Below are 22,048 nucleotides of genomic sequence, written 5' to 3'. Positions count from 1 at the left end.
ATCTGACGGGATGACCGAGCTCCGGAACCTTGCGCACGCGGCCGTGGTGACCGGCTTCGCCGGCACACATGTCCCCGACTGGCTCGCGCGCCGGATCGACGACGGTCTCGGCGGCGTCTGCTGGTTCGCGCAGAACGTGGAGGACGAGGACCAGGCGACCGCGCTCGCGGCCGACCTCCACGCCCGGGGCCAGGTGCTGGTGATGTCGGACGAGGAGGGCGGCGACGTCACCCGCCTCGACGTGCGTCACGGCTCGCCGTACCCCGGGCATGCCGCCCTCGGCGCCCTCGACGACGTGGACGCGACGTACGCCGTGGCCGCCGCGATGGGCGCCCGCATGCGGGCCGTCGGCGTCGACGTCGACCTCGCCCCGGTCGTCGACGTCAACGCCGACCCCGAGAACCCCGTGATCGGGGTCCGGTCCTTCGGCGCCGCCCCCGACCTGGTCGCCCGCCACGGCGCGGCGTTCGTGAGCGGCCTGCAGGGCAGCGGGGTCGCCGCCTGTGCCAAGCACTTCCCCGGGCACGGCTCGACCCACACGGACTCGCACCTCGCTCTCCCGACCGTGGCGGACCCGGTCGAGGTGCTGCGCGATCGTGACATCGCGCCGTTCGCCGCGGTCGTGGGCGCGGGCGTGCGCTGCATCATGACCGCGCACGTCGTCTTCCCGGCGTACGACGAGCGGCCGGCGACCCTGAGCCCGATGCTGCTCGGCCTGCTGCGGGAGGAGCTCGGCTTCGACGGGGTGGTCATCACCGACGCCCTCGACATGAAGGCGATCGCCGACACCGTCGGGCACGGCGAGGGCGCCGTCTTGTCGGTGGCCGCCGGCGCCGACCTGGTCTGCATCGGCAACCCCGGGTTCCCGGAGAGCTACGACGCCGATCGTCAGCTGGGCGTCGTGGTCGACGCGCTGGTGAGGGCGGTCGAGGACGGCCGGCTCCCCGGCGAGCGCCTCGAGCAGGCCGCCGCCCGGCTGGCGGACCTGACGGCCTGGCTGGCGAAGGAGCCCACCGGACGGGCGACCGGGATCGGCGACGTCGCCGCCCGCGCGGTGACGGCCCGGGGCGATGTACGGGTCGAGCGGCCCCGCGTCCTCGACCTCGGCGGAGCCGTCAACATCGCCGCGGGCGACCGCGAGCGCCACCTCCGCGACCTGCTGGAGCAGCGGGCGGGCGAAGGCCGGACGGTGGTCCTGGCGCGGTACCCGAACCAGCTGCCCCAGGTGTCCCGCCTCGTCGCCGAGCGGCCCGACACCGTCGTCGTCTGGTCGGGCATCGACGTCGACGTGCCCGGCGACAACGTCGTGCTCACCCACGGAGGCGGGCGCGCCGTCGCCGAGGCGGCCGCCGACCTGATCCTGGGGGCGCGGCGATGAGTCCTTCCTCACGACTGGTCGCCGCCGTCGACCTCGGGAAGACGAACTGCCGCGTGCGTCTCGTGCGCGACGGCGATCCCATCGGCACCGTCGCCGTCCCCGGCACTCGGGGGCTGGCGGACCCCGGCGGTGCCGATGCGGCCCGGGCCGCGATCGCGGCCGGGCTGGCCGAGCTCGACCCGCCCGGCGACGTCGACGTCCTCGTCGTCGGCGCGGCCGGGCGGGAGGCGGCGGGCGCCGGGCTCGAGCGGCGCCTCTCGGGGCTGGCTCACGAGCTGGTGCTCGCCTCCGACTCGGTCACGTCCCACGTCGGCGCCTTCTCGGGCGGTGCCGGCGCCATGGTGGCGATCGGCACCGGTGCGGTCGGCCTGGGCGTCGGCAGCGAGGGGCTGGTCCAGGTGGACGGGCGCGGCTACTGGCTCGGCGACGACGGCGGCGGCTCCTGGATCGGCCGCCTCGCCCTGCGGCACGTGCTGGACTCCGTCGCCGGGCAGGGGTTCCCGACCTCGTTGGTCGCCGCGGCCGAGGCGAGGTACGGCGACCTGGCGCGGCTGCCCGGCACCCTGACGGCCGGCGACCAGGTGGCGACCACGACGGCGGCCTTCGCCCGGGACGTCGTGGCCGCGGCCGAGGCGGGTGACCGCACCGCCCTCCAGGTGCTCGACGCCGCCGGCGCCGCCCTGGCCCGGACGTTGGGCCAGGCCGCCGCCCTGAGCGGCACCGACCGCGTCACCGCGGTCGGCGGGCTGGCCGGTGTCCCGCTGATCCTCGACCGGCTGCGCCGGCGCCTGCCCGACGACCTGACCTGGACCGAGCCCGCGGGCACGTCCCTCGACGGCGCCGTGCTGCTGGCCGAGCGCACCGACCTGCCCCACGAGCCGCACGTCAGCCGCACGACCAGCGGCGCGAGGTCGGCCGACTCGCTCGACGACCTCGCCACCGAGCAGGTACGACGCGACCTCGACGACCTCGACCAGCGCTCGCCCGAGCAGCTGGTCGACGTGCTGCTCGCCGCCGAGGCGACGGTGCCGGCCGCGGTCGCCGCCGCCCGCGACGAGATCGCCGCGGCCGTCGCGCTGGCCGAGAAGGCGGTCCTGGCCGGAGGCCGGATCCTGTACGTCGGCGCCGGCACCCCCGGCCGGCTGGCCGCGCAGGAGGCCGCCGAGATCCCCCCGACCTACGGCACCGACCCGGAGCGTGTGGTGGCGGTCCTGGCGGGTGGCGGTCCGGCCGGCGCGAAGGCGGTCGAGGGTGCGGAGGACCGCGAGGACCTCGGCCGCTCGGACCTGGAGGCGCTGGCGCCGGGACCCGACGACCTCGTGGTCGGCATCGCCGCGTCGGGGCGGACGCCGTACGTCCTGGCCGCGCTGCAGACCGCCCGGCAGCAGGGCGCGCCGACGGTCGCGGTGGTCAACAACCCGGGCACGGCCATCGCCGGCGTCGCCGACGTGGCGATCGAGCTGCTGACCGGCCCGGAGGTGCTCGCGGGCTCGACGCGGATGAAGGCCGGGACCGCGCAGAAGGTCGTGCTCAACGTGCTGTCGACCGGGGCGATGGTGCGCACCGGCAAGAGCTACGGCGCCTGGATGGTCGACCTGCGCGCCGCCAACGACAAGCTCCGGCGGCGCGCCCAGCGCATCCTCACCGAGGCCACCGGCGTGAGCGACGAGGAGGCCCTGGCCGCGCTCGAGGCGGCCGGATGGCGGACCAAGACCGCTCTCGTCGCCATTCTCGCCCGCGTGGACGCCGCGTCCGCCGAGAATGCCCTCACCACGAGCGACGGTCGCGCCCGCGACGCCGTCGCCCTGCTGACGGGGGAAGTGCGATGAGGGTGTGTGCGGTGTCGTCGGGGGCGTCGGCCCACGGGCTCGACGTGGCGGTCGTGGATCTCGGCCTGGACGGCGCGATCGTCACCATGGAGATCCTGCGGACCGGCACCCTGCCCTGGCCCGACGGTCTCCGCGAGGCGGTGCTCCAGGTGCTGCCGCCGGCGTCGACGACGGTCGGCGCCATCTGCCAGCTCGACCAGCTCGTCGGGCTGGCCGTGGCCGACGCGGTCCTGCAGACCGTCGACGTGCTCGACCGCCCGCCCCACCTGGTGGTCTCACCGGGCCAGACGGTGTTCCACGACGTCCGCGACGGGAAGTGCTTCGGGTCCCTCCAGCTGGGCCAGCCGGCCTGGATCGCCGAGCGGACCGGGCTGCCGGTCGTCTCCGACCTCCGTCCGCGCGACGTCGCCGCGGGCGGTCACGGCGCCCCGCTCGCCAGCACGCTCGATGCCCTGTGGCTGTCGGCGCCGGGCGGTCCGCGGGCGGCGGTGGACCTCGGCGGCATCGCCAGCGTCACGGTCGTCGGCGACGAGGGCGAGCCGGTCGTCGCGTGGGACACCGGACCGGCCACCTGCCTGCTCGACGTGGCTGCCGAGCGGGTGACACGGGGTCGACAGATGCGCGACGACGACGGGCTGCTCGCCGCGGCCGGCACCGTCCGCGGAGACCTCCTCGACGTGCTGCTGGAGCACCCGCACTACTTCCAGCTGCCGCCGATCTCGACCGGTCGCGAGGCGTTCTCGGCCGGGTACCTCGACGACGTCCTCAACCGCGTCGGCGAGGTCAGCGGACCGGACCTGATGGCCACCCTCACCGAGCTGACCGCGCACACGGTGGCGCGTGCCCTGGCGCCGTACGGCGTCGTGGACGTCGTCGTGTCCGGCGGCGGCGTGCACAACCCGTCCCTCATGGCGGCGCTCCAGCGGCGTCTCGGGTCGGTCCGGATCACGACGAGCGACGAGCTCGGCATCCCGGCCGACGGCAAGGAGGCGGTGACGTGGGCGCTGCTCGGGTTCCTCACCTGGCACGGCGTGCCCGGCACCACCACGGCCACCGGCGCGCTGGAGCAGCGGGTGCTGGGCCGGATCACGCCCGGCGCGGAGCCGCTGCGGCTGCCGCCGCCGGCGAACGCCTTCCACAAGCGACCCCGGCGCCTCCGGGTGCTGACCACCGCAGGAGGTACGTGATGACCACACTCGGCGTGTCCGCCGCCCTCGTCGACGGGGACCTGGTGCCCGGCGACGTCCGCCTCGACGGCGACCGGGTGGCCGAGGTCGGGCTGCCGCCGGCGGACGGCGGGCGGATCGCCGTCCCCGGCCTGGTCGACCTCCAGGTCAACGGCTTCGCCGGCGTCGACCTGATGGCCGCCGACGTCGACGAGATGCGCGCGCTCGCGGCCGCTCTGCCCCACCACGGCGTGACCGCCTTCCTGCCGACGCTGATCACCGCGTCCGCGGCCGACACCGACCGGGCGCTCGACCGCCTCGGCGCGGCGTTCGCCACCGACCAGCCCGGCTCGGCGCGCTGCCTGGGCGTGCACCTCGAGGGCCCGTACCTCTCGCCGCGGCGCCTCGGTACCCACCCGCCGGAGCACCGCCGCGACCCCGACCCGGCCGAGCTGGCCGCCTGGCGCCTGCGCGGTGACGTGGTCGCGGTGACGCTGGCGCCCGAGCTGCCGGGCGCCCTCGACCTGGTCAAGAGCCTGGCCGCCGACGGCGTCCTCGTCTCGCTGGGCCACTCCGACGCGACCGCGCACGAGGCCGGGCTCGGCTTCGACGCCGGCGCACGCACGGTGACCCACCTCTTCAACGCGATGAGCCCCCTGCACCACCGAGAGCCCGGCCTCCCGGGCGCCGCCCTGTCGCGCGAGGACATCGTCGTCCAGCTCGTCCTCGACGGGCACCACCTGGCGCCCGAGGTGGTGCGCGTCGTGTGGGCCGCCGCCCGGGGAAGGGTCGTGCTGGTGACCGACGCGACGGCCGCCGCCGGGCGCCCCGACGGCCGGTACGAGCTGGCCGGGGTCGACCTCGACGTCACCGACGGCGCAGTGCGGAACAACGACGGCACCCTCGCCGGCAGCGCCCTGACCCTCCCGGCGGCGATCGCGAACGCGGTCGACCTGGGCATCGACCGGGTGGAGGCGCTGCGTGCGGTCACGAGCGCACCGGCGGCGCTGATCGGGCGCGACGACATCGGCGTGCTGCGACCGGGATCGCGCGCCGACGTCGTGGTGCTCACCGAGGACCTGGCGCTCGAGCAGACGTACGTGGGCGGGAGGTCGGTCCTGTGACCAGCCTGCTCACCGCGGAGATCGCCGAGCAGCCGGACGTCCTCGCCCGGATGCTCGACGCCCAGCTGCCGCGCCTCGCGGAGTGGCGCACGGCCCTCCGGGCCGGCGAGATCGACGGCCTGCTGCTCGTCGCCCGCGGCAGCTCGGACAACGCCGCCCGGTACGCGCAGTACCTCTGGTCCCTGCGCACCGGCCTACCCGTCGCGCTGGCGACGCCCAGCCTGCACACCGTGTACGGCGGCAAGCTCAACCTGCGCGGCAAGGCCGTCGTCGCGCTGTCCCAGTCCGGCGCCTCGCCCGACGTGGTCGCGGTGCTGGCCGCCGCTCGCGAGCAGGGTGTCCCCGCACTCGCGATCACCAACGCACCCGGCTCGCCCCTGGCCGAGGTGGCCACCGACGTGCTGGACCTCGCGGTGGGGGAGGAGCGGTCGGTTGCGGCGACCAAGACCTACACGGCCTCCGTGCTGGCCGTCGCCCTGCTCGGGGTGGCGTTGGGCGACCCGGCCGAGGAGCCCGGGTACGTCGCCGACCTGCGCGGCGTACCGGCCGCCGTCGCCGCCGCGGTCGAGCTCACGACCGGCGTCGACCAGGCGGCCGAGGTGCTGACCGGTCCGCGGCGGGGCGTCGTGGTGGGTCGCGGCCTGAACCTCGGCACGGCCCACGAGGCCGCGCTCAAGCTGACCGAGCTGACCGGGTCGCTGATGGCGCCGTACTCGCCCGCGGACCTCATGCACGGACCCGTCGCCGCCCTGGGGCCGGAGGTCCCCGTGCTGACCTTCGCTCCCGATGAACCGGCCTCGGCAAGCGTGCTCGACCTCGCCTTGGAGGCCGACCGCCGCGGCTCTCCGGTGCTGGTCGTCGGCCCCGAGCACGTCGTCGGCGGGGTCCGCGGGACGCGCGTCCTGCTGCCCGCGGCCTCCGCCACGGCCGCCTGGCTGACGCCGCTGACCTCCGTCGTCCCCGCCCAGCTGCTGGCACAGCGCGTGGCCGAGGCCCGCGGTGTCGACGTCGATCACCCGGGCGGGCTCACCAAGGTCACCCGCACGACCTGACCGGCTCGCGGACCCGGCCGCATCCGCCGGGGAACACCGCCTCTTCGCCGCTCGTTGACCAGATGTGCGGTCGCTAGGGTGACCGCACTGGTGGACGTCACCTCGACCCCACCTCGGCCTCCAAGGAGGAGACCATGCAGAGCAACAACCCCGTGTTCCGTCGCTCGGAGACGTTCAACGGGCAGGCCAACGCCTACGGGAACCAGACGTACGCCGGCAACGGCAGCCCGTACGCCGGCTACGGCGACCCGTCCACGTGGGGCACCGGCACGCCGGGCTCTCCCGGCACGCCGCCGACCCACACCGCGCCGGCCCGCCGGATGACGATCGACTCGGTCGTCCAGAGCACCGCGATCTCCTTCCTCGTCGTCCTCGTCGGCGCGTTCGCCACCTGGATCCTGACCCCGGAGATCGTCCCGAACATGCCGGCCTCCGACTTGTCCGGGCTGTTCGCCGCCCTGACGGTCGGCAGCCTCGTGGCCTTCGGCCTCTCGATGGTCAACTCCTTCAAGCGGGTCGTCAGCCCGGGCCTGGTGATCGCGTTCTGCGCGGCCGAGGGCGTGGCGCTGGGCGCGCTGAGCAAGCTGTTCGACGCGCAGTACGGCCACCACATCGTGATCAACGCGGTCCTCGGCACCTTCGCGGCGTTCGCGGGCACCCTGGCGGCGTACAAGTTCTTCAACATCCAGGTCGGCCAGAAGTTCCGCACGTTCGTGATCGCGGCCGTCTTCGGCATGGTCGGCCTGTCGGTGCTCGAGCTCGTGCTCAGCGCGTTCGGCAACGGCACCGGACTGTTCGGCGTCACCGGCATCGGCATGCTGACCGCCTTCGCGGGCCTGCTGCTCGGTGTCTTCATGCTGATCCTCGACTTCGACATGGTCGAGCGGGGCATCGCCGCGGGCGTCGACGAGCGCGAGTCCTGGCGGGCGGCGTTCGGCCTGACCGTCAGCCTCGTCTGGATCTACACCAACCTGCTGCGCATCCTGGCCTTCTTCAACCAGGACTGACCGAGAGGTCGAGTTGCGCCTCCGATACGGGTGAATTGCGCGCCTGCCACGCAACTCACCCGTACCGGGGGCGCAACTCGACCCCGTCAGCGGGGGAGTGGCCAGGCGGCCACCCAGTCGACGTCGGCGTGCTGCGGCAGGCGTTCGTCGCCCCCGAGGCGGCCGAGCTCGAAGTCGCTCGACAGCAGGCTGAGGATCAGGAACTCCGGGTGGTGGGAGACACCACGCGACGTGCGCAGGGTCTCCTGGCCGTCGATCCGGAACACGTACTCGCGCGGCGTCCACTCCACGGAGAAGACGTGGAAGTTGCGCCACCAGCGGTCGGTCCGGCTCTCGAGGTACCGGTCCGGGTCGGTGAGCGGCCCGCCCACGGTCTGCGTCGACGCGGGCGATGCCGCCGGGTGCTGGTGCACCGTGCTGGACATGCGCGTCCGGACGCCGTTCTGGGCGCCGTAGTACTCGATCACGTCGATCTCCGCGCCCCACGGCGTCGGCCGGTCGTCGAGCAACCCCCGGGGCTGGAGCCAGAACGCCCCGTGCTGCCCCTGCGCCTGCGGGAAGCGCATCCGCGCGGCCGCCACGCCGTACTGGAAGTCGAAGCTGTGCTGGGTGGAGACGTGCCCGTTCAGCCTCCAGGTGTAGCTGTCCGAGGAGGTGGGGTTGCCGTCGGCGTCGGTCGGGAGGCACGTCTCGCTGGTCCGGGCAGGGTCTGCCAGCACGCTGAGCCGCAGCGTGCCGCCGGCGACGACCACCGCGGACGGGTCGCCCTTGGAGCAGGCCCGGCCGCCCCACGGGTTGTAGAACTGGATCCGGTGCTGCCACGCCGACCCCAGCGCGGCGCCGTCGAAGGTGTCCACGAACGCCGGGGAACCCCACGCCGTCGAGCGCACCGGCGCGCTGGACTTCTCGGGCAGTCGCCCGTACGCCGCCGCGATGACGCGGTAGGCGACGGCCCGGCCGCCGACCAGCCGCGGCGCGGTGAACGTGACCCGGCCGCCGGCGTCCTGTCGCGACCGGCGGGCGGTGACCCAGGCGCCGTCCTGCTTCCGCTCGAGGAGGACGGGCCGGCCCCGGACGTGCGGTCGGAACGCGGCGGTCACGACGGTCTCCGCCCGCGACGGATCGGCGGGCAGCGCGCCCATCTGCGCGATCGGCGGGAGCACCTCGATCCGGACCCGCTGGGTCGGCACCGGTGACCGTGGCGCGGCCGATGTCTGCGGCGCCACGAGGAGAAGCGCCAGCAGGACGGATGAGAGGACGGGGGGCAGCGTGGCCCGGCGTGCGCGCACGCCGATGACCCGAGAGACGCAAGACATGGGGGGAATGCCTTCCGGGGTGACGGCCGGAGCCGTCGTGGGGGGGAGGTCCACGGATCGGTGGACGGGATGACGTTGTCGTGCCCTGAGCGTGTTGACTTACCTTGTCAACGATACGTCAACAGGAAGGTCACGTCTGCCAAAACGCCACCCAGTCCACCTCCGCCGTGCGAGGTGCGGGATCCAGGCCGACGTCCGGCAGCTCGAAGTCGCTGGACAGCATGCTGAGGATCAGGAACTCCGGCACGTGGGAGACCCCCTGGTTGGTCCGCCACACCTCGTGCCCGGCGATCCGGAAGATGTAGGACCGTGGGGTCCACTGGACCGAGAACACGTGGAAGTCGTGCCACCACGAGTCCGATCGCGTCGCCAGGAAACGGCTGGGCCGCGGGATCATCCCGCCGATCTGGCGCTTGCTGCCGTCCGGCATCGGCGCGTGCACGGCGCTGGACATGACGTCCTTGCTCCCGCGGGCGCCGTACCACTCCACCACGTCCACCTCCGCGCCCCACGGCGTCGGGCCCTCGGGCCGCAGGCCCCGCGGTTGCAGCCAGAAGGACGCATGCTGGCCCAGGCTCTTCGGGAACCGCATCCGAGCCGCGGCGATGCCGTAGCGGAAGTCCGCGCTGTGCTGGGTGGAGACGTGGCCGTTGAGGCGGTACGGGTAGTCCCCGAGGATCCGGCCCCGAGCGTCGCGCGCGGTGCACGGGGTCGTCACGTCGGGATCGGGCACGGAGCTCAGTTGCAACACCCCGCCGCCCACCGAGACCGCGCGCGGGTCCCCCTTGGAGCAGGCGCGTCCGCCCCACGGGTTGTAGAACTGGATGCGGTGCTCCCACGCCGGCCCGAGGGCGTCGCCACCGAACTCGTCGACGAAGTCGGGGGCTCCCCAGTGCGCACGGGCCGCCCGGCTGGCCACGCTGGGCAGGCCGGGGCGGCGCAGGGCCACGACCCGGTAGGTCGCCGGACGGCCCCCGGCCGTGGCCGGCACCCAGAACACGACGTTGCCGCGCCCGGACGTGTGGCCGCGCTGCACGCCGCGCCAACGGCCGCCGCGCCACTTCTGGAGGAGCACCGGGCGGCCCTCCGTGCGCGGCCGCACCGTGGCGGCGACCACCGCGCGTGCCGAACGGCTGGCCGCGGGCCGGGAGCCGTTCTGGCGGATGCCGGGCAGGACGCTCACGGTGATCCGCTGGTGCGGTCGGGCATGCGCGCCCTGGCCGGCGCTCGCCGGGGGCGACGCGGGCAGGGCGACGAAGGTCACCAGGGCGAGCAGGACGGCCACGAGGGCCGTCACGAGGGCAGGCTGACGCAGGGACTGGGTCGACATGGGGGGGACATGCCTTCCGGAGGGGCGAGGGGGGTTCGCCGTTGGTTGTCAGGGGGGTGCCGGCGGCCTTTCCCGAGTCAAGGTCGCGGCTAGTGAAAGGTAAGTAAAGGAATCGGCTGCCGCCGCTGAAACCGACAACACAGGTGGTCTGGAGGGCCAGACGTCTAGACCTCGTCGGTGCCGTCGTCCTCCTCCGGCGACGGGCCTTCCGTGGCCGCCGCCGGCTGCCGCCGCCGGTGCCGCAGCTCGGCCCACAGGCCCCGGACGCCGCCGCGCGAACCACCCACCGAGGTGCCGTCGACCTCCGTGCCGGCCGTCTTGACCGCCTCCACCGCGGCCGCCGTCACCGGCAGGACGCCCTCGCCGCGGTACGCCTCGGGCTCGGCCTCGTCGTCGGGCACCAGGCCGAGCGCGGCCAGCGTCGAGGGGAGCAGCACGTCGACGAGCCGGCGGTACCCCTCGGCCGACGGGTGGAACTGGTCCGGCCCGAACATGATCGCCTGGGCCGCCTCGAACTCCGGGCCGAGGATCGCGGCCAGCGAGACCGTCCGTCCGCCCGCCTCGACCACGGCGATCGTCTGGGCCGCGGCCAACCGGTGCGACCAGGCACGGCCGACCTGCTTCAGTGGCGGGGCGATCGGCTTGACCGTCCCCAGGTCCGGGCAGGTGCCGACCACGACCCCCACGCCGGCGTCGCGCAGCCGGCGTACGCCGTCGGACAGGTAGCGCACCGACTGCGAGGGCAGCACGCTGTGCGTGACGTCGTTGGCGCCGATCAGGATGACCGCGATGTGGGGCTCGGTCGGCAGCGCCCGGTCGATCTGCCCGCCGAGGTCGGAGGACCGCGCCCCCACGAACGCGTAGCTGCGCAGGTGCACCCGGCGGTCGGCTCGCTCGGCGATGCCGCTGGCCAGCAGCGCGCCCGTCGTCTGCGTCACGCGGTCCACGCCGTACCCCGCCGCGGCGGAGTCCCCGAGCAGCGCGACCTTGATCGCGGGACCGGGCCGGCCCCGGCCGTACCAGCCGGTCGCGTCCGGCGGCTCGCCCGTCGTCTCGCCGATCGCCCGTCGGGCGAGCTTGGCCTCAGCGCGGAGCAGGCCGTAGAGGCTGACGCCGAGCACGGACAGCCCGCCGCCGCCGTACACCGCCGCGGCTGCCAGCTTGCGCGCCGCCCCTGCTGTCCCCACGCCCGCCAGGTTACAAAGTCACCCACACATCTAGCCTTACCGGCATGCAGTACGTGAACTCCCTCCTCGAGCTGATCGGCAACACCCCGCTGGTCCGGCTCTCCACGTCCATGGGCGACCTCCCTCAGGACGGCCCCCTCGTGCTCGCCAAGGTCGAGTACCTCAACCCCGGCGGATCGGTGAAGGACCGCATCGCCGAGCGGATGATCGACGCCGCCGAGGCCTCGGGCGAGCTGCAGCCCGGCGGCACGATCGTCGAGCCGACGTCGGGCAACACCGGCGTGGGGCTGGCGATGGTCGCGCAGCGCAGGGGCTACAAGTGCATCTTCGTCTGCCCCGACAAGGTGTCCGAGGACAAGCGCAACGTGCTCAAGGCGTACGGCGCCGAGGTGGTCGTCTGCCCGACCGCGGTGCCCCCGGAGCACCCGGACTCCTACTACAACGTCTCCGACCGGCTGGCGTCGCAGCCGGGCGCCTGGAAGCCCGACCAGTACTCCAACCCCAACAACCCGCGATCCCACTACGAGACCACCGGTCCGGAGATCTGGGCGCAGACCGAGGGGCGCATCACCCACTTCGTGACCGGCATGGGCACCGGCGGCACCATCAGCGGCGTCGGCCGGTACCTGAAGGAGCAGAACCCCGCGGTCCAGGTCATCGGCGCGGACCCGTCCGGCTCGGTGTACTCCGGCGGCAGCGGCCGCCCGTACCTCGTCGAGGGCGTCGGCGAGGACTTCTGGCCGGAGACCTATGACCGCGGTGTCGCGGACCGCGTCATCGAGGTCTCCGACGCGGACTCCTTCGCGATGACGCGCAAGCTGGCGCGCACCGAGGCCATGCTGGTCGGCGGCTCGTCCGGCATGGCGGCGCAGGCCGCCAAGGTGCTGGCCCACGAGCTCGCCGGCACCCCCGAGGGCAAGGACGCGGTGATCGTGGTGCTGCTGCCCGACTCCGGGCGCGGCTACCTCACCAAGGTGTTCAACGACGACTGGCTGGCGCAGTACGGCTTCCCCGTCGAGGGCACCTCGCGCGACGGGCGCACGGTGGGCGAGATCCTCCGCGGCAAGTCCGGCCAGCTGCCCGACCTCGTGCACACCCACCCCGGCGAGACGATCGCCGAGGCGGTGCACATCCTCGAGGAGTACGACGTCTCGCAGATGCCCGTCGTCCGCGCCGAGCCGCCGATCGTGGCCGCCGAGGTCGCCGGGTCGGTCTCGGACCGGGTGCTGCTCGACAAGCTGTTCACCGGCCAGGCCCTGCTCACCGACCCGGTGGAGCAGCACATGTCGCCGCCGCTGCCGACCATCGGCTCGACCGAGCCGGCCAAGGACGCGGTCAAGCTGCTCGAGACGGCCGACGCGGTGCTCGTCCAGGAGGACGGCAAGCCGGTCGGCGTGCTGACCCGCCAGGACCTCTTGGGGTTCCTGGTCAGGGGCTGAGCGGCCCGGGACGAGCGCTTCGGAGCCGCCGGGGGTGGGACCCGATGGGTCCCACCCCGGCGTAGGACTCTCCGCGCTGCCCCCAGGGCGGTGGTCCGTTCCGTTACCGAGAGGCGGCTTCCAGGAGCCCCCCAGCGCCTGGTTTCGCCCCGCTTCGGCGATGAGAGAAAACTACCGGTTCGATAGGCCGTGTGCAGGAGAATTGCCGATATCAGGCCTCGAGGCGACCGTTTTCAACGGTATCCGGACTAGTCCGGTCGAGGTTTTCTGGACGCTCGTCAAGGGTTTCCGAGCGTGACCACACGGTCCGCGAAGCCCCTGGTGGCGGCGATGAGCCGGGCGTTCGCCTCGTCGACGCGGGCCACCCACGCCTCGGCCTCGTCGGGCGCCTTGCCGAACTCGACGTGCCGCGCGACCAGCCGCCGCCGGCGTTCGCCGTCGTCGGCGACCAGGAAGACGACCTCGTCGAGGGCGTCGCGGACGGCCCGCCAGGGCGGCTCGTCGACCAGCAGGTAGTTGCCCTCGGTGACCACGAGCTCGGCCTCCGGCGGCACCTCGACCGCGCCGGCGATCGGCTGCTCGAGGTCGCGCTCGAAGCCCGGCGCGTAGACCGCGTGGTCGGTCTCGGTGCGCAGCCGGCGCAGCAGCGCGGCGTACCCCCAGGCGTCGAAGGTGTCCGGGGCGCCCTTGCGGTCGAGGCGGCCGAGCGCGGCCAGCGTCACGTCGGCGAGGTGGAAGCCGTCCATCGGGACGTATGCCGCCGGCACCGGGCTCTCCGCGACCAGCCGGCGCGCATAGGTCGTCTTGCCGACCCCGGGCGCGCCGGTGACCCCGACGATCCGTCTCGAGGTCGTCAGTCCAGCCACCAGGCGATCGCGGCCTCCGTGCGTTCCGACATGAGGACGACGAGGAACGCGGCCAGGACGGCGAGGGTGACCACGTGCGTGAGGCGCTCGGCGTACGGCATGGGTCGACGGGTCCACAGGGCGACGACGGTCGCGCAGCCGGTGACTCCCCAGACGAACGGGCCGAGCACCAGCACGAGCACGCCGCCCAGTCCGACGAGAGCGTCCAGGTTCATCGGCAGGCCGATGTTCGGGTCGCCGGCGGGCAACAGCACGAACAACAGGAACAGCGCGGGGACCGCGAGGGCCGAACCGAGCAGGAGACGGGCGTCCGTCATGGATCGATGATGCCCGAAGGTCCAGGGTCGCGCACGCGTCACTGTTCCGGGCCTGACCGGACGTCGCCGAAGTGTCGGCCGGCTGACAGAACTCCGCGCCGCGCCCGCCTAGGTTTCTCGGTGTCGGGGGACATGCGAGGCGAGGGAGAACCGTCGGGGGATGGGTTCTCGCTCGGGGGGACCTCGTGAGGGGACAGCAACGCCAGGCCCCGAGTACGACGTCGCCAGATGTCGTACCCGGGGCGCTGCTGCATGTGCTGGACTGCGCACGTGCCGGAGCCCGCGTTCGACCACGTCCTCCTCACGCGGTTCAGCGCCGTGATGGCGCCGGAGGCAGAGCCGGCGGGCGAGGAGTGGCTGCGGTACCGGCTGGCGTTCTTCGACCAGGTCACCTACGCCTCAGTCGTCTCCCAGACCACGCGTGACTTCCAGTGGCTGGTGCTGTTCGACGACCGCTGCAGCGCCGAGTTCCGGGCCGACATCGAGTACCTGGCCGAGGACGTGTTCACCCCCGTCTGGACCCACGAGACCTTCCGCCGCGACTCGTTCGCCGAGCCCGTGGCCGCCGTGACCCACGCGCCGTACCTGATCACCACCCGCATCGACTCCGACGACGCGATGGCCGTGGACTTCATGGAGACGGTGCAGGCGCAGTTCGCGCACCAGGAGCGGTTGTTCGTCAACCTCACCCGCGGCATCCAGGTGGACCGGTCCGGGGCGGTGTACCTGAGTGACCAGCTGTCCAACCCGTTCATCAGCCTGGTCGAGCGGCGCGAGGCGGGACGGCCGCCGGACACGGTGTACGTCGCCAAGCACGCCCGCGCCCGGGCGAAGGGCCCCATCCGCGAGGTACGGGCGCCGGTCATGTGGATGCAGGTCGTGCACGACCTCAACGTCTCCAACATCGTCAACGGACCGCGCATCGCGCCCGGCGTCGTGGCCGAGCGGTTCCGGGTCGACCTCACCTACGACGCGGACATCCGCGGCACCGGGCTGGTGCGCGCACGGGCGCGGCAGGTCGGACGCCTGGTCCGGCTCTGGGCCGCGCACCCGGGTGAGCTGACGAAGGCCGCGGAGGCGTGGGCCTGGCGGTCGCGAGGGACGCACGAACGGGCGCAGGACGACGGCGCGACCCTGACCGACAAGGTGCAGGCGCTCGAGCAGGGCTGGCGGCAGCGGTGGCAGGAGTCGGCCGTGCGACGCCGGGCCCGCGACACCAAGCGCGACGCGGTCCGGCGGTACTGGGGCCTGCAGCGCAGCTTCAACACGGCCAGCTCGCCGGAGCCGGTGCTGGTCGCGGGGTCGCTCGACGCGGTGCTGGGCGGTGACCGGGTGGTGGTGCTGGCGGAGTACTCACGCAGCGGTCATCCGCGTCCCGAGGCGCTGTCGGGTGCCGCGGCCTGGGCGGCCGCGGGCGTGCCGGCGCTCGTGGTGTGCGCTCGCGACGCGTGGTCGCGGATGCCCCGGGAGCTGGAGGACCTCCCCGACGGCGTGGCGGTCGTGCGGCGGCCGAACGTCGGCTACGACTTCGGTTCCTGGGGCGCCGCCCTCACGGCGTACCCGCAGATCGCGTCCAAGCGCCTGGTGATCCTGACCAACGACTCCCTCGCCGGACCCTACGGGCCACTCGACGACCTGCTCGCCCGCATCGAGGCGTCGGAGGCGGACGTCTGGGCGGCCACGGCGAACCACTTCCCGCAGGAGCACCTCCAGAGCTACCTGCTCGCGTTCCGCGACGGCGTACTGGCGCGTGATCCGCTCGCGGCCTTCTTCGCCGGGGTACGTGCGCAGGACAGCAAGCGCGCGGTGATCCAGACCTACGAGTTCGGCCTCAGCGCCCTGATGCGCAGTGCGGGCCTCACCCACGAGGTCGGCTGGACCCAGGAGTCCCTGAGCCTCGTGCACTCCGCCAACCCCACGTTCGAGGGGTACGCCGCCATGCTCGCCGCCGGCTTCCCCTTCGTGAAGCGCATCCTCCTCGAGGAACGTCGCTTCGACCTCCACGACGCCATCGCCACCGTCGTCCGCCAGGAGTACGGCGTCGAGCTCCGGTAGCCCGTCGCCTTCCGTTGGTCGAGGAGGGACGACGTCACGAGACCACGCGGCCCCGCTGGTCGAGGAGGGACGAAGTCCCGTCACGAGACCCGGCGGCCCCGCTGGTCGAGGAGGGACGAAGTCCCGTCACGAGACCTCGGCTCACGGTCCGTGTGGGTTGCGGTGGTGAAGAACGAACAAGGGTGGCCGGTCGCCGTAGGTGGTGGCGGTGGCCAGCTGAAGACCGTGCCCGCTGGCAGGCCCGCCGATGGTCGACCGCTGTGGTCGCCGCCCGAAACAACCTCCCGAAGATCGTTGGCCAGATTCTCGGAATCCGTTGTGGACAAGGGCTTTCTGGCCGTTTCAGTGTCGGTGGTCGGTGCTTGGATTGACACATGTCCAGCCGGTCCGAGACCCCGATCGCGGCGATCAACGCCGCCCTCGACGACCTCGCCGGCGTGGACCCGACCTACCTCACCACCGGTGAGAAGAAGAATCTCCTGACCGACCTCTCCCGGGTCATCGCCCGAGCCGAAGCCGCCCGAGTCCGCGCCCTGGCCGTCGCCGAGGACATCGCGGTCGAGACCGGAGCCCGGTCCACCGCCCACTGGCTCGCCGCCGAGACCCACGACGGCATCGGACAGATCCGGGTCCGCGACAAGCTCGCCCGCATCGGTGGCGAGGCGATCACGGCCGCGATGGGTGAAGGTGCGGTCAACGTGGCCCAGGCGCGGGAGATCGTCGACGCCCTCGCACGGCTCCCGAAGAACCTGGACCCCGAGCTCCGCGAGAAGGGCGAGGCCTACCTGATCGGCGAGGCCGCCCACTTCGGACCACCCGAGCTCCGACGTCTCGGGGCCAGGCTGCTGGAGGTGATCGCCCCCGAGGACGCCGACGAAGCGGAGTACCAGCGACTCCTGGCCGAGGACCGGAGGGCCCGCGCCGTCACCCGGCTCACCTTCCGTGACCGTGGCGACGGTTCGGGAGACCTCCACGCCCGGATCCCGATGCCCGTGCTGAACCGGCTACGGACCTACCTGGAGTCCTACACCTCACCCCGCCGCGGACCCCTCGGGGATGACGTTGAGCAGCTCCCCGCACCCCGGCGCCGTGGTGAGGCGTTCTGCGCCCTGCTGGAGAACCTCCCGGCCAACGCCCTGCCCAAGCACGGCGGGACCGCCACCAGCGTGACGGTGATGACCACCCTCGACCAGCTCCGAGAAGGAGTCGGCATTGCCGGGACCTCTACCGGGGACCGGCTCACCGCCGACCAGACCCGACGCCTGGCCTGCCAAGCCGGCATCATCCCCGTCGTTCTGGGCGGGAAGGGCGAGATCCTCGACCTCGGCCGCAGCAAACGCCTCTTCACCGGCCCGCAACGCAAGGCCATGGCGCTCCGCGACCGAGGATGCACCGCCGAGGGCTGCACCATCCCCGCCGCCTGGTGCGAAGCCCACCACCACCAGCAGCCCTGGTCCCAAGGCGGCAAGACGAACCTCGCCCACGGCAAGCTCCTCTGCCCCTTCCACCACCACCGCGCCCACGACCCCGCCTGGCAGACCCACCACCACCCCAACGGCAGCACCACCTTCCACCGGCGGACGTGACGACGCGGTCCCGTCACCTCACGAGCTCCAGGTCGTCCCCGATCACGCTCGAGCGCCACGCCTGGCCATAGGGAGGTGGGGTGGTTCCATGGCCCCATGACGTCCGTCGACGAGCTGGTGGCCGCCCTCCCGGACGGCGTCGTCCTGACCGACCCGGACGGGATGGAGAAGTACCGCTTCGACTGGTCGCGTGACCAGACCGCCGGCAAGCCGCTCGCGGTGGTGCGGGCGGAGGACGCCGGGCAGGTGCAGACCACGATCAGGTGGGCCGCAGCCCACGACGTACCGGTCGTGCCCAGGGGTGCCGGGAGCGGGCTGTCGGGCGGGTCGACGGCCGTCGACGGCGGCATCGTGCTCAGCCTGGAGCGGATGAACGCGGTCGAGATCGACACGGCGTGCCAGGTGGCGATCGCCGAACCCGGGGCCTTCAACGCCGAGGTGAAGGCGGCGGCGGCCGAGCACGGTCTCTGGTACCCGCCCGACCCGAGCTCGTTCCAGATCTGCTCGATCGGCGGCAACGTGGCCACGAACGCCGGGGGCCTGTGCTGCGTGAAGTACGGCGTCACCACCGACTACGTGCTCGGCCTCGACGTGGTCCTCGCGGACGGCACGCTCATCACCCTCGGCGGCAAGCGGATCAAGGACGTCGCCGGTCTGCCGCTGCTCAAGCTCTTCGTCGGCAGCGAGGGCACCCTCGGCATCGTGACGCGGGCCATCCTCAGGCTCGTGCCCCAGCAGGGCGCGCGGTCGACGCTCGTGGCCACCTTCGCCACGGTCCGCGCCGCCGCCGACGCCGTCGTCACCATGCGCTCGACCATGCGCCCCTCGATGCTCGAGCTGATGGACCGCCCGAGCATCAACGCCGTCGAGGACTACCAGCCGATGGGCCTAGACCGGGCGGCCGGCGCGCTCCTGATCGCGCAGTCCGACGCACCCGCTGCGGCGCGCACCGCCGAGATGGAGACGATGCGGGCGGCCTGCGAGGCGCAGGGCGCCGAGGTGTTCGTGACCGACGACGCCGACGAGGGAGAGATGTTCGTGCAGGCCCGGCGGGCGTCGTTCCCGGCCCTCGAACGGCGCGGCTCCCTGCTGCTGGAGGACGTCGGCGCGCCCGTGCCCCTGCTGCCCGACCTCCTCGACGCCATCGGCGCCATCGCCGCGAAGCACGACGTCGAGATCCCCGTCGTCGCGCACGCCGGCGACGGCAACACCCACCCGAACATCGTGTACGACGCCGGCGACCCCGACTCGGAGAAGCGCGCGCGGCAGGCGTTCGACGAGGTGATGGCGGCCGCGATCGCCCTCGGCGGCACCATCACCGGCGAGCACGGCGTCGGCCGCGCCAAGCGCGGCGCCCTCCCGGACCAGCTCGGCCCCGACGTGATGGCGCTGACGCGGCGCGTCAAGGACGCCCTCGACCCCCAGGGCATCCTCAACCCGGGAGCGGGCTTCTGAGTAGCGTCGGCCCCGTGATCTTCGAGCGCCACCTCTTCGGCCCCGGCCCGTCCAATCCGTACCCCGAGGCGACCGACGCGCTCAGCCGCCCGCTGCTCGGGCACCTCGACCCCGAGTTCCTCCGGATCATGGACGAGACCTGCGAGCTGCTCCGCCAGGCGTGGGGCACCACCAACGCGCGCACCCTCCCGATCAGCGCGACCGGCAGCGCCGGCATGGAGGCGGCGTTCGTGAACACCGTCCACGAGGGCGACGTGGTGGTGGTCGGCGTGAACGGCCTGTTCGGCCAGCGGATGTGCGACGTCGCCGCGCGCTGCGGCGCCGAGGTGGTTGCCGTCGAGCACGAGTGGGGCACGCCGGTCGACGTCCAGCGGATGCTCGACGCGCACCCGCACCCGACCATGTACGCCGCGGTGCACGCCGAGACGTCCACCGGTGTCCGCTCCGACATCGCCGCCCTCGGCGCCGCCAAGGGCGACGCCCTGCTGGTGACCGACGCCGTCACGAGCCTCGCCGGCATCGAGCTGCGCGCCGACGACTGGGGCATCGACGTCGGGTACGCCGGCACCCAGAAGTGCCTGGGCGTCGCGCCCGGACTGGCGCCGTTCACGATCAACGACCGCGCGTTCGCGCGCCGCGTCGAGAAGCCCCGCAGCTGGTACCTCGACCTCGGCCTGCTCGGCGGGTACGTCGGCGAGGCAAGCAGTCGAGGCGCCACGGGCGGCGGCCGGACCTACCACCACACGGCCCCCGTCGCGATGGTCGTCAGCCTGCACGCCGGCCTGACCCGCATCGTCGAGGAGGGTCTCGAGAACGTCTGGGCGCGCCACGAGGCCGTCGGCAAGCAGCTCCAGGACGGCCTGCAGAGCATGGGCCTCGAGCTCTTCGCGCAGGAGGGCAGCCGGCTTCCCGAGCTGACCACGGTCAAGGTGCCCGACGGCGTGGACTCCGCCGCCGTCCGCGGCCGGCTGCTGGAGAGGCACGGCATCGAGATCGGGGCCGGCGTCGGCCAGTACGCCGCCACGGTCTGGCGCATCGGCCTGATGGGCCACAACGCCCGGCCCGACGCCGCGCTCCTGGTCCTGGCCGCGCTCGAGGAGGCGATCAAGGCATGAGCCCGACCACGAACCCGCTGGACCTCTTCGACCTCGACGACCAGGTCGGCGAGGAGGAGCACGCCATCCAACGCACGGTGCGCGAGCTGATGGACGCGCAGGTCCGTCCGCACCTCGCGCAGTGGTACGACGAGGCGAAGCTCCCCGCCCGCGACCTCGCGCTCGAGCTGGGCAAGGTCGGCCTGCTGGGCATGCACCTCGAGGGCTACGGCTGCGCGGGCACCAGCGCGACGGCGTACGGCCTGGCCTGCCTCGAGCTCGAGGCAGCCGACGCCGGCATCCGCTCGCTGGTCTCGGTGCAGGGATCCCTGGCGATGTTCGCGATCTGGAAGCACGGCTCCGAGGAGCAGAAGCAGGAGTGGCTGCCCAGGATGGCGGCCGGCGAGGCGATCGGCTGCTTCGGCCTCACCGAGCCCGACGCCGGCTCCGACCCCGCGTCCATGCGCACCCGTGCGAAGCAGGACGGCACGGACTGGGTCCTCAACGGCTCGAAGATGTGGATCACCAACGGCTCGATCGCGGACGTCGCGGTTGTCTGGGCGCAGACCGAGGAAGGCATCCGCGGCTTCGTGGTCCCGACCGACAGCGACGGGTTCTCCGCGCCGGAGATCAAGCGCAAGCTCTCCCTGCGTGCGAGCGTCACCAGCGAGCTCGTCCTGGACGACGTGCGCCTCCCCGCCGACGCGGTGCTGCCCGATGTCACCGGCCTGCGCGGCCCGTTGTCCTGTCTGACCGAGGCGCGCTTCGGGATCATCTTCGGCTCGCTGGGGTCGGCCCGGGACTGCCTCGAGACCGCCCTCAGGTACGCCGGCGAGCGGGACCTCTTCGGCCGCAAGCTCGCGTCGTTCCAGCTCACCCAGGCCAAGCTCGCCGACATGACCGTCGAGCTCGGCAAGGCGATGCTGCTCGCCCTGCACCTCGGACGTCTCAAGGACGCCGGCCGGATCACGTCGACCCAGGTCAGCATCGGCAAGCTCAACAACGTGCGCGAGGCGATCGCGATCGCCCGGGAGTGCCGGACGATCCTGGGTGCCGCGGGCATCACGCTGGAGCACCCGGTGCTGCGGCACGCCAACAACCTCGAGTCCGTGCTGACCTACGAGGGCACGTCCGAGGTCCACCAGCTCGTCATCGGTCAGGCCCTGACCGGCGAGAGCGCGTTCCGGTGACTGGTTCATCGTCGGGGCTCCCACCCACGCGGTGGGAGGGCCCGACCGACGTCGGTCGCGGCTACGGCCGTCACTTCGCCGAGCTGATCGCCTCGGGTTCCGACGTCGAGGGCGAAGCCCGGCTGGCCGACGCGCTCGCCCCGCGGGGCGCGCGGATCCTCGACGCCGGCTCGGGCATGGGCCGGATCGGGGCGGCGCTCCGGGCGCGCGGGCACGACGCGTACGGCGTGGACCTGGACGCCGGCCTGGTCGAGCAGTCGCGCGCGACGTACCCCGACCTCCCCGTGACCCAGGCCCGGCTCGAGCAGCTCGACAGGGCGTTCATGAGCGCGCACGGCATGCCGGCGACCTACCACCTCGTCGTCTGCGTCGGCAACGTGATGGTGCTGCTCGCCGAGGGCTCCGAGCGCACCGTGCTGGCCGCGTTCCGCCACCTGCTGGCGCCCGGCGGGCGGGTGCTCGTCGGCTTCTCGCTGGTCGGCTCGCCGCCGCGGTCGAGGGTCTACCCCGCGGACGAGTTCGTCGGCGACGCCGTCGCCGCCGGGCTCGTCGTCGAGTCGCGGTTCGCGACGTTCGACCTCCGGCCGCCCGGTCCGGACGACGACTTCGCGGTGTGGACATTGGTTAGCGATCATTAACCTGAGCGACTAGCATGCG

18 protein-coding genes are annotated in these 22,048 nt (G+C 73.2%); 13 read left to right on the top strand and 5 right to left on the bottom strand.

All coding sequences use genetic code 11. The annotated features are described in order from the left end of the window. The first annotated feature begins 10 nt into the window (after positions 1-10). From ISU07_RS13185 to ISU07_RS13160, 6 genes are all read left to right on the top strand, one after another. Positions 11-1,378 carry a glycoside hydrolase family 3 N-terminal domain-containing protein gene (locus ISU07_RS13185; protein ID WP_194707260.1) on the top strand — a complete coding sequence of 456 codons (1,368 nt, stop codon included), beginning with the start codon at positions 11-13 and terminating at the stop codon, positions 1,376-1,378. After that, complete coding sequence (murQ, locus tag ISU07_RS13180; protein ID WP_194707259.1) at positions 1,375-3,207, top strand: N-acetylmuramic acid 6-phosphate etherase; 1,833 nt, start codon at positions 1,375-1,377, stop codon at positions 3,205-3,207. The genes ISU07_RS13185 and murQ overlap by 4 nt, the downstream gene beginning before the upstream one ends. A gap of 11 nt (positions 3,208-3,218) precedes the next feature. Further along, a complete protein-coding gene (locus tag ISU07_RS13175; protein WP_323742590.1) occupies positions 3,219-4,394 on the top strand; it encodes an anhydro-N-acetylmuramic acid kinase in 1,176 nt (391 codons plus the stop codon). Beyond that, entirely contained in the window at positions 4,394-5,497 is a 1,104-nt protein-coding gene (nagA, locus tag ISU07_RS13170; protein WP_194707257.1) for an N-acetylglucosamine-6-phosphate deacetylase, read from the top strand. The genes ISU07_RS13175 and nagA overlap by 1 nt, the downstream gene beginning before the upstream one ends. Then, complete coding sequence (locus ISU07_RS13165; RefSeq protein ID WP_194707256.1) at positions 5,494-6,549, top strand: SIS domain-containing protein; 1,056 nt, start codon at positions 5,494-5,496, stop codon at positions 6,547-6,549. The genes nagA and ISU07_RS13165 overlap by 4 nt, the downstream gene beginning before the upstream one ends. Before the next feature lie 134 nt (positions 6,550-6,683). Then, positions 6,684-7,556, top strand: a complete 873-nt coding sequence (locus ISU07_RS13160; protein WP_194707255.1) for a Bax inhibitor-1/YccA family protein — start codon at positions 6,684-6,686, stop codon at positions 7,554-7,556. A gap of 86 nt (positions 7,557-7,642) precedes the next feature. Here ISU07_RS13160 and ISU07_RS13155 read toward each other — a convergent pair whose 3' ends face one another. The 3 genes from ISU07_RS13155 to ISU07_RS13145 all read right to left on the bottom strand — a co-directional run bounded on the left by ISU07_RS13155 (position 7,643) and on the right by ISU07_RS13145 (position 11,389). Then, complete coding sequence (locus ISU07_RS13155) at positions 7,643-8,845, bottom strand: glycoside hydrolase family 16 protein (RefSeq protein WP_194707254.1); 1,203 nt, start codon at positions 8,843-8,845, stop codon at positions 7,643-7,645. A 157-nt stretch (positions 8,846-9,002) separates the two neighbouring features. Next, positions 9,003-10,169 carry a glycoside hydrolase family 16 protein gene (locus tag ISU07_RS13150; RefSeq protein WP_194707253.1) on the bottom strand — a complete coding sequence of 389 codons (1,167 nt, stop codon included), beginning with the start codon at positions 10,167-10,169 and terminating at the stop codon, positions 9,003-9,005. A gap of 197 nt (positions 10,170-10,366) precedes the next feature. Further along, positions 10,367-11,389 carry an SGNH/GDSL hydrolase family protein gene (locus ISU07_RS13145; RefSeq protein WP_194707252.1) on the bottom strand — a complete coding sequence of 341 codons (1,023 nt, stop codon included), beginning with the start codon at positions 11,387-11,389 and terminating at the stop codon, positions 10,367-10,369. A gap of 44 nt (positions 11,390-11,433) precedes the next feature. Here ISU07_RS13145 and ISU07_RS13140 point away from each other — a divergent pair, with 44 nt between their 5' ends. Further along, positions 11,434-12,828, top strand: a complete 1,395-nt coding sequence (locus ISU07_RS13140; RefSeq protein ID WP_194707251.1) for a cystathionine beta-synthase — start codon at positions 11,434-11,436, stop codon at positions 12,826-12,828. 278 nt (positions 12,829-13,106) lie between these two features. Here the strand turns inward: ISU07_RS13140 and ISU07_RS13135 are convergent, their stop codons facing one another. Then, positions 13,107-13,694 carry a nucleoside/nucleotide kinase family protein gene (locus ISU07_RS13135; protein ID WP_323742589.1) on the bottom strand — a complete coding sequence of 196 codons (588 nt, stop codon included), beginning with the start codon at positions 13,692-13,694 and terminating at the stop codon, positions 13,107-13,109. Next, entirely contained in the window at positions 13,682-14,011 is a 330-nt protein-coding gene (locus tag ISU07_RS13130; RefSeq protein ID WP_194707250.1) for a hypothetical protein, read from the bottom strand. Before ISU07_RS13130 ends, ISU07_RS13135 begins: the two co-directional genes overlap by 13 nt. Positions 14,012-14,281: 270 nt before the next feature. On the opposite strand from ISU07_RS13130, the gene ISU07_RS13125 reads away from it, so the two are divergent. From ISU07_RS13125 to ISU07_RS13100, 6 genes are all read left to right on the top strand, one after another. After that, a complete protein-coding gene (locus ISU07_RS13125) occupies positions 14,282-16,066 on the top strand; it encodes a glycosyltransferase (protein ID WP_194707249.1) in 1,785 nt (594 codons plus the stop codon). A gap of 374 nt (positions 16,067-16,440) precedes the next feature. After that, complete coding sequence (locus ISU07_RS13120; RefSeq protein WP_194707248.1) at positions 16,441-17,652, top strand: HNH endonuclease signature motif containing protein; 1,212 nt, start codon at positions 16,441-16,443, stop codon at positions 17,650-17,652. A gap of 96 nt (positions 17,653-17,748) precedes the next feature. After that, positions 17,749-19,107, top strand: a complete 1,359-nt coding sequence (locus ISU07_RS13115) for an FAD-binding oxidoreductase (protein WP_194707247.1) — start codon at positions 17,749-17,751, stop codon at positions 19,105-19,107. Between the two features lie 14 nt (positions 19,108-19,121). Beyond that, positions 19,122-20,222, top strand: coding sequence for a pyridoxal-phosphate-dependent aminotransferase family protein (locus tag ISU07_RS13110; RefSeq protein ID WP_323742588.1), 1,101 nt, complete (start codon positions 19,122-19,124; stop codon positions 20,220-20,222). Beyond that, positions 20,219-21,391 carry an acyl-CoA dehydrogenase family protein gene (locus ISU07_RS13105; protein WP_194707246.1) on the top strand — a complete coding sequence of 391 codons (1,173 nt, stop codon included), beginning with the start codon at positions 20,219-20,221 and terminating at the stop codon, positions 21,389-21,391. Before ISU07_RS13110 ends, ISU07_RS13105 begins: the two co-directional genes overlap by 4 nt. After that, positions 21,388-22,029, top strand: a complete 642-nt coding sequence (locus ISU07_RS13100) for a class I SAM-dependent methyltransferase (RefSeq protein WP_194707245.1) — start codon at positions 21,388-21,390, stop codon at positions 22,027-22,029. Before ISU07_RS13105 ends, ISU07_RS13100 begins: the two co-directional genes overlap by 4 nt. Positions 22,030-22,048 lie beyond the last annotated feature (19 nt).

The organism is Nocardioides islandensis (assembly GCF_015352455.1).
Taxonomy (GTDB): domain Bacteria; phylum Actinomycetota; class Actinomycetes; order Propionibacteriales; family Nocardioidaceae; genus Nocardioides; species Nocardioides islandensis.
The sequence above is the reverse complement of the archived record's forward strand: the minus strand, read 5'-3'. Positions and strand labels throughout refer to the sequence as shown.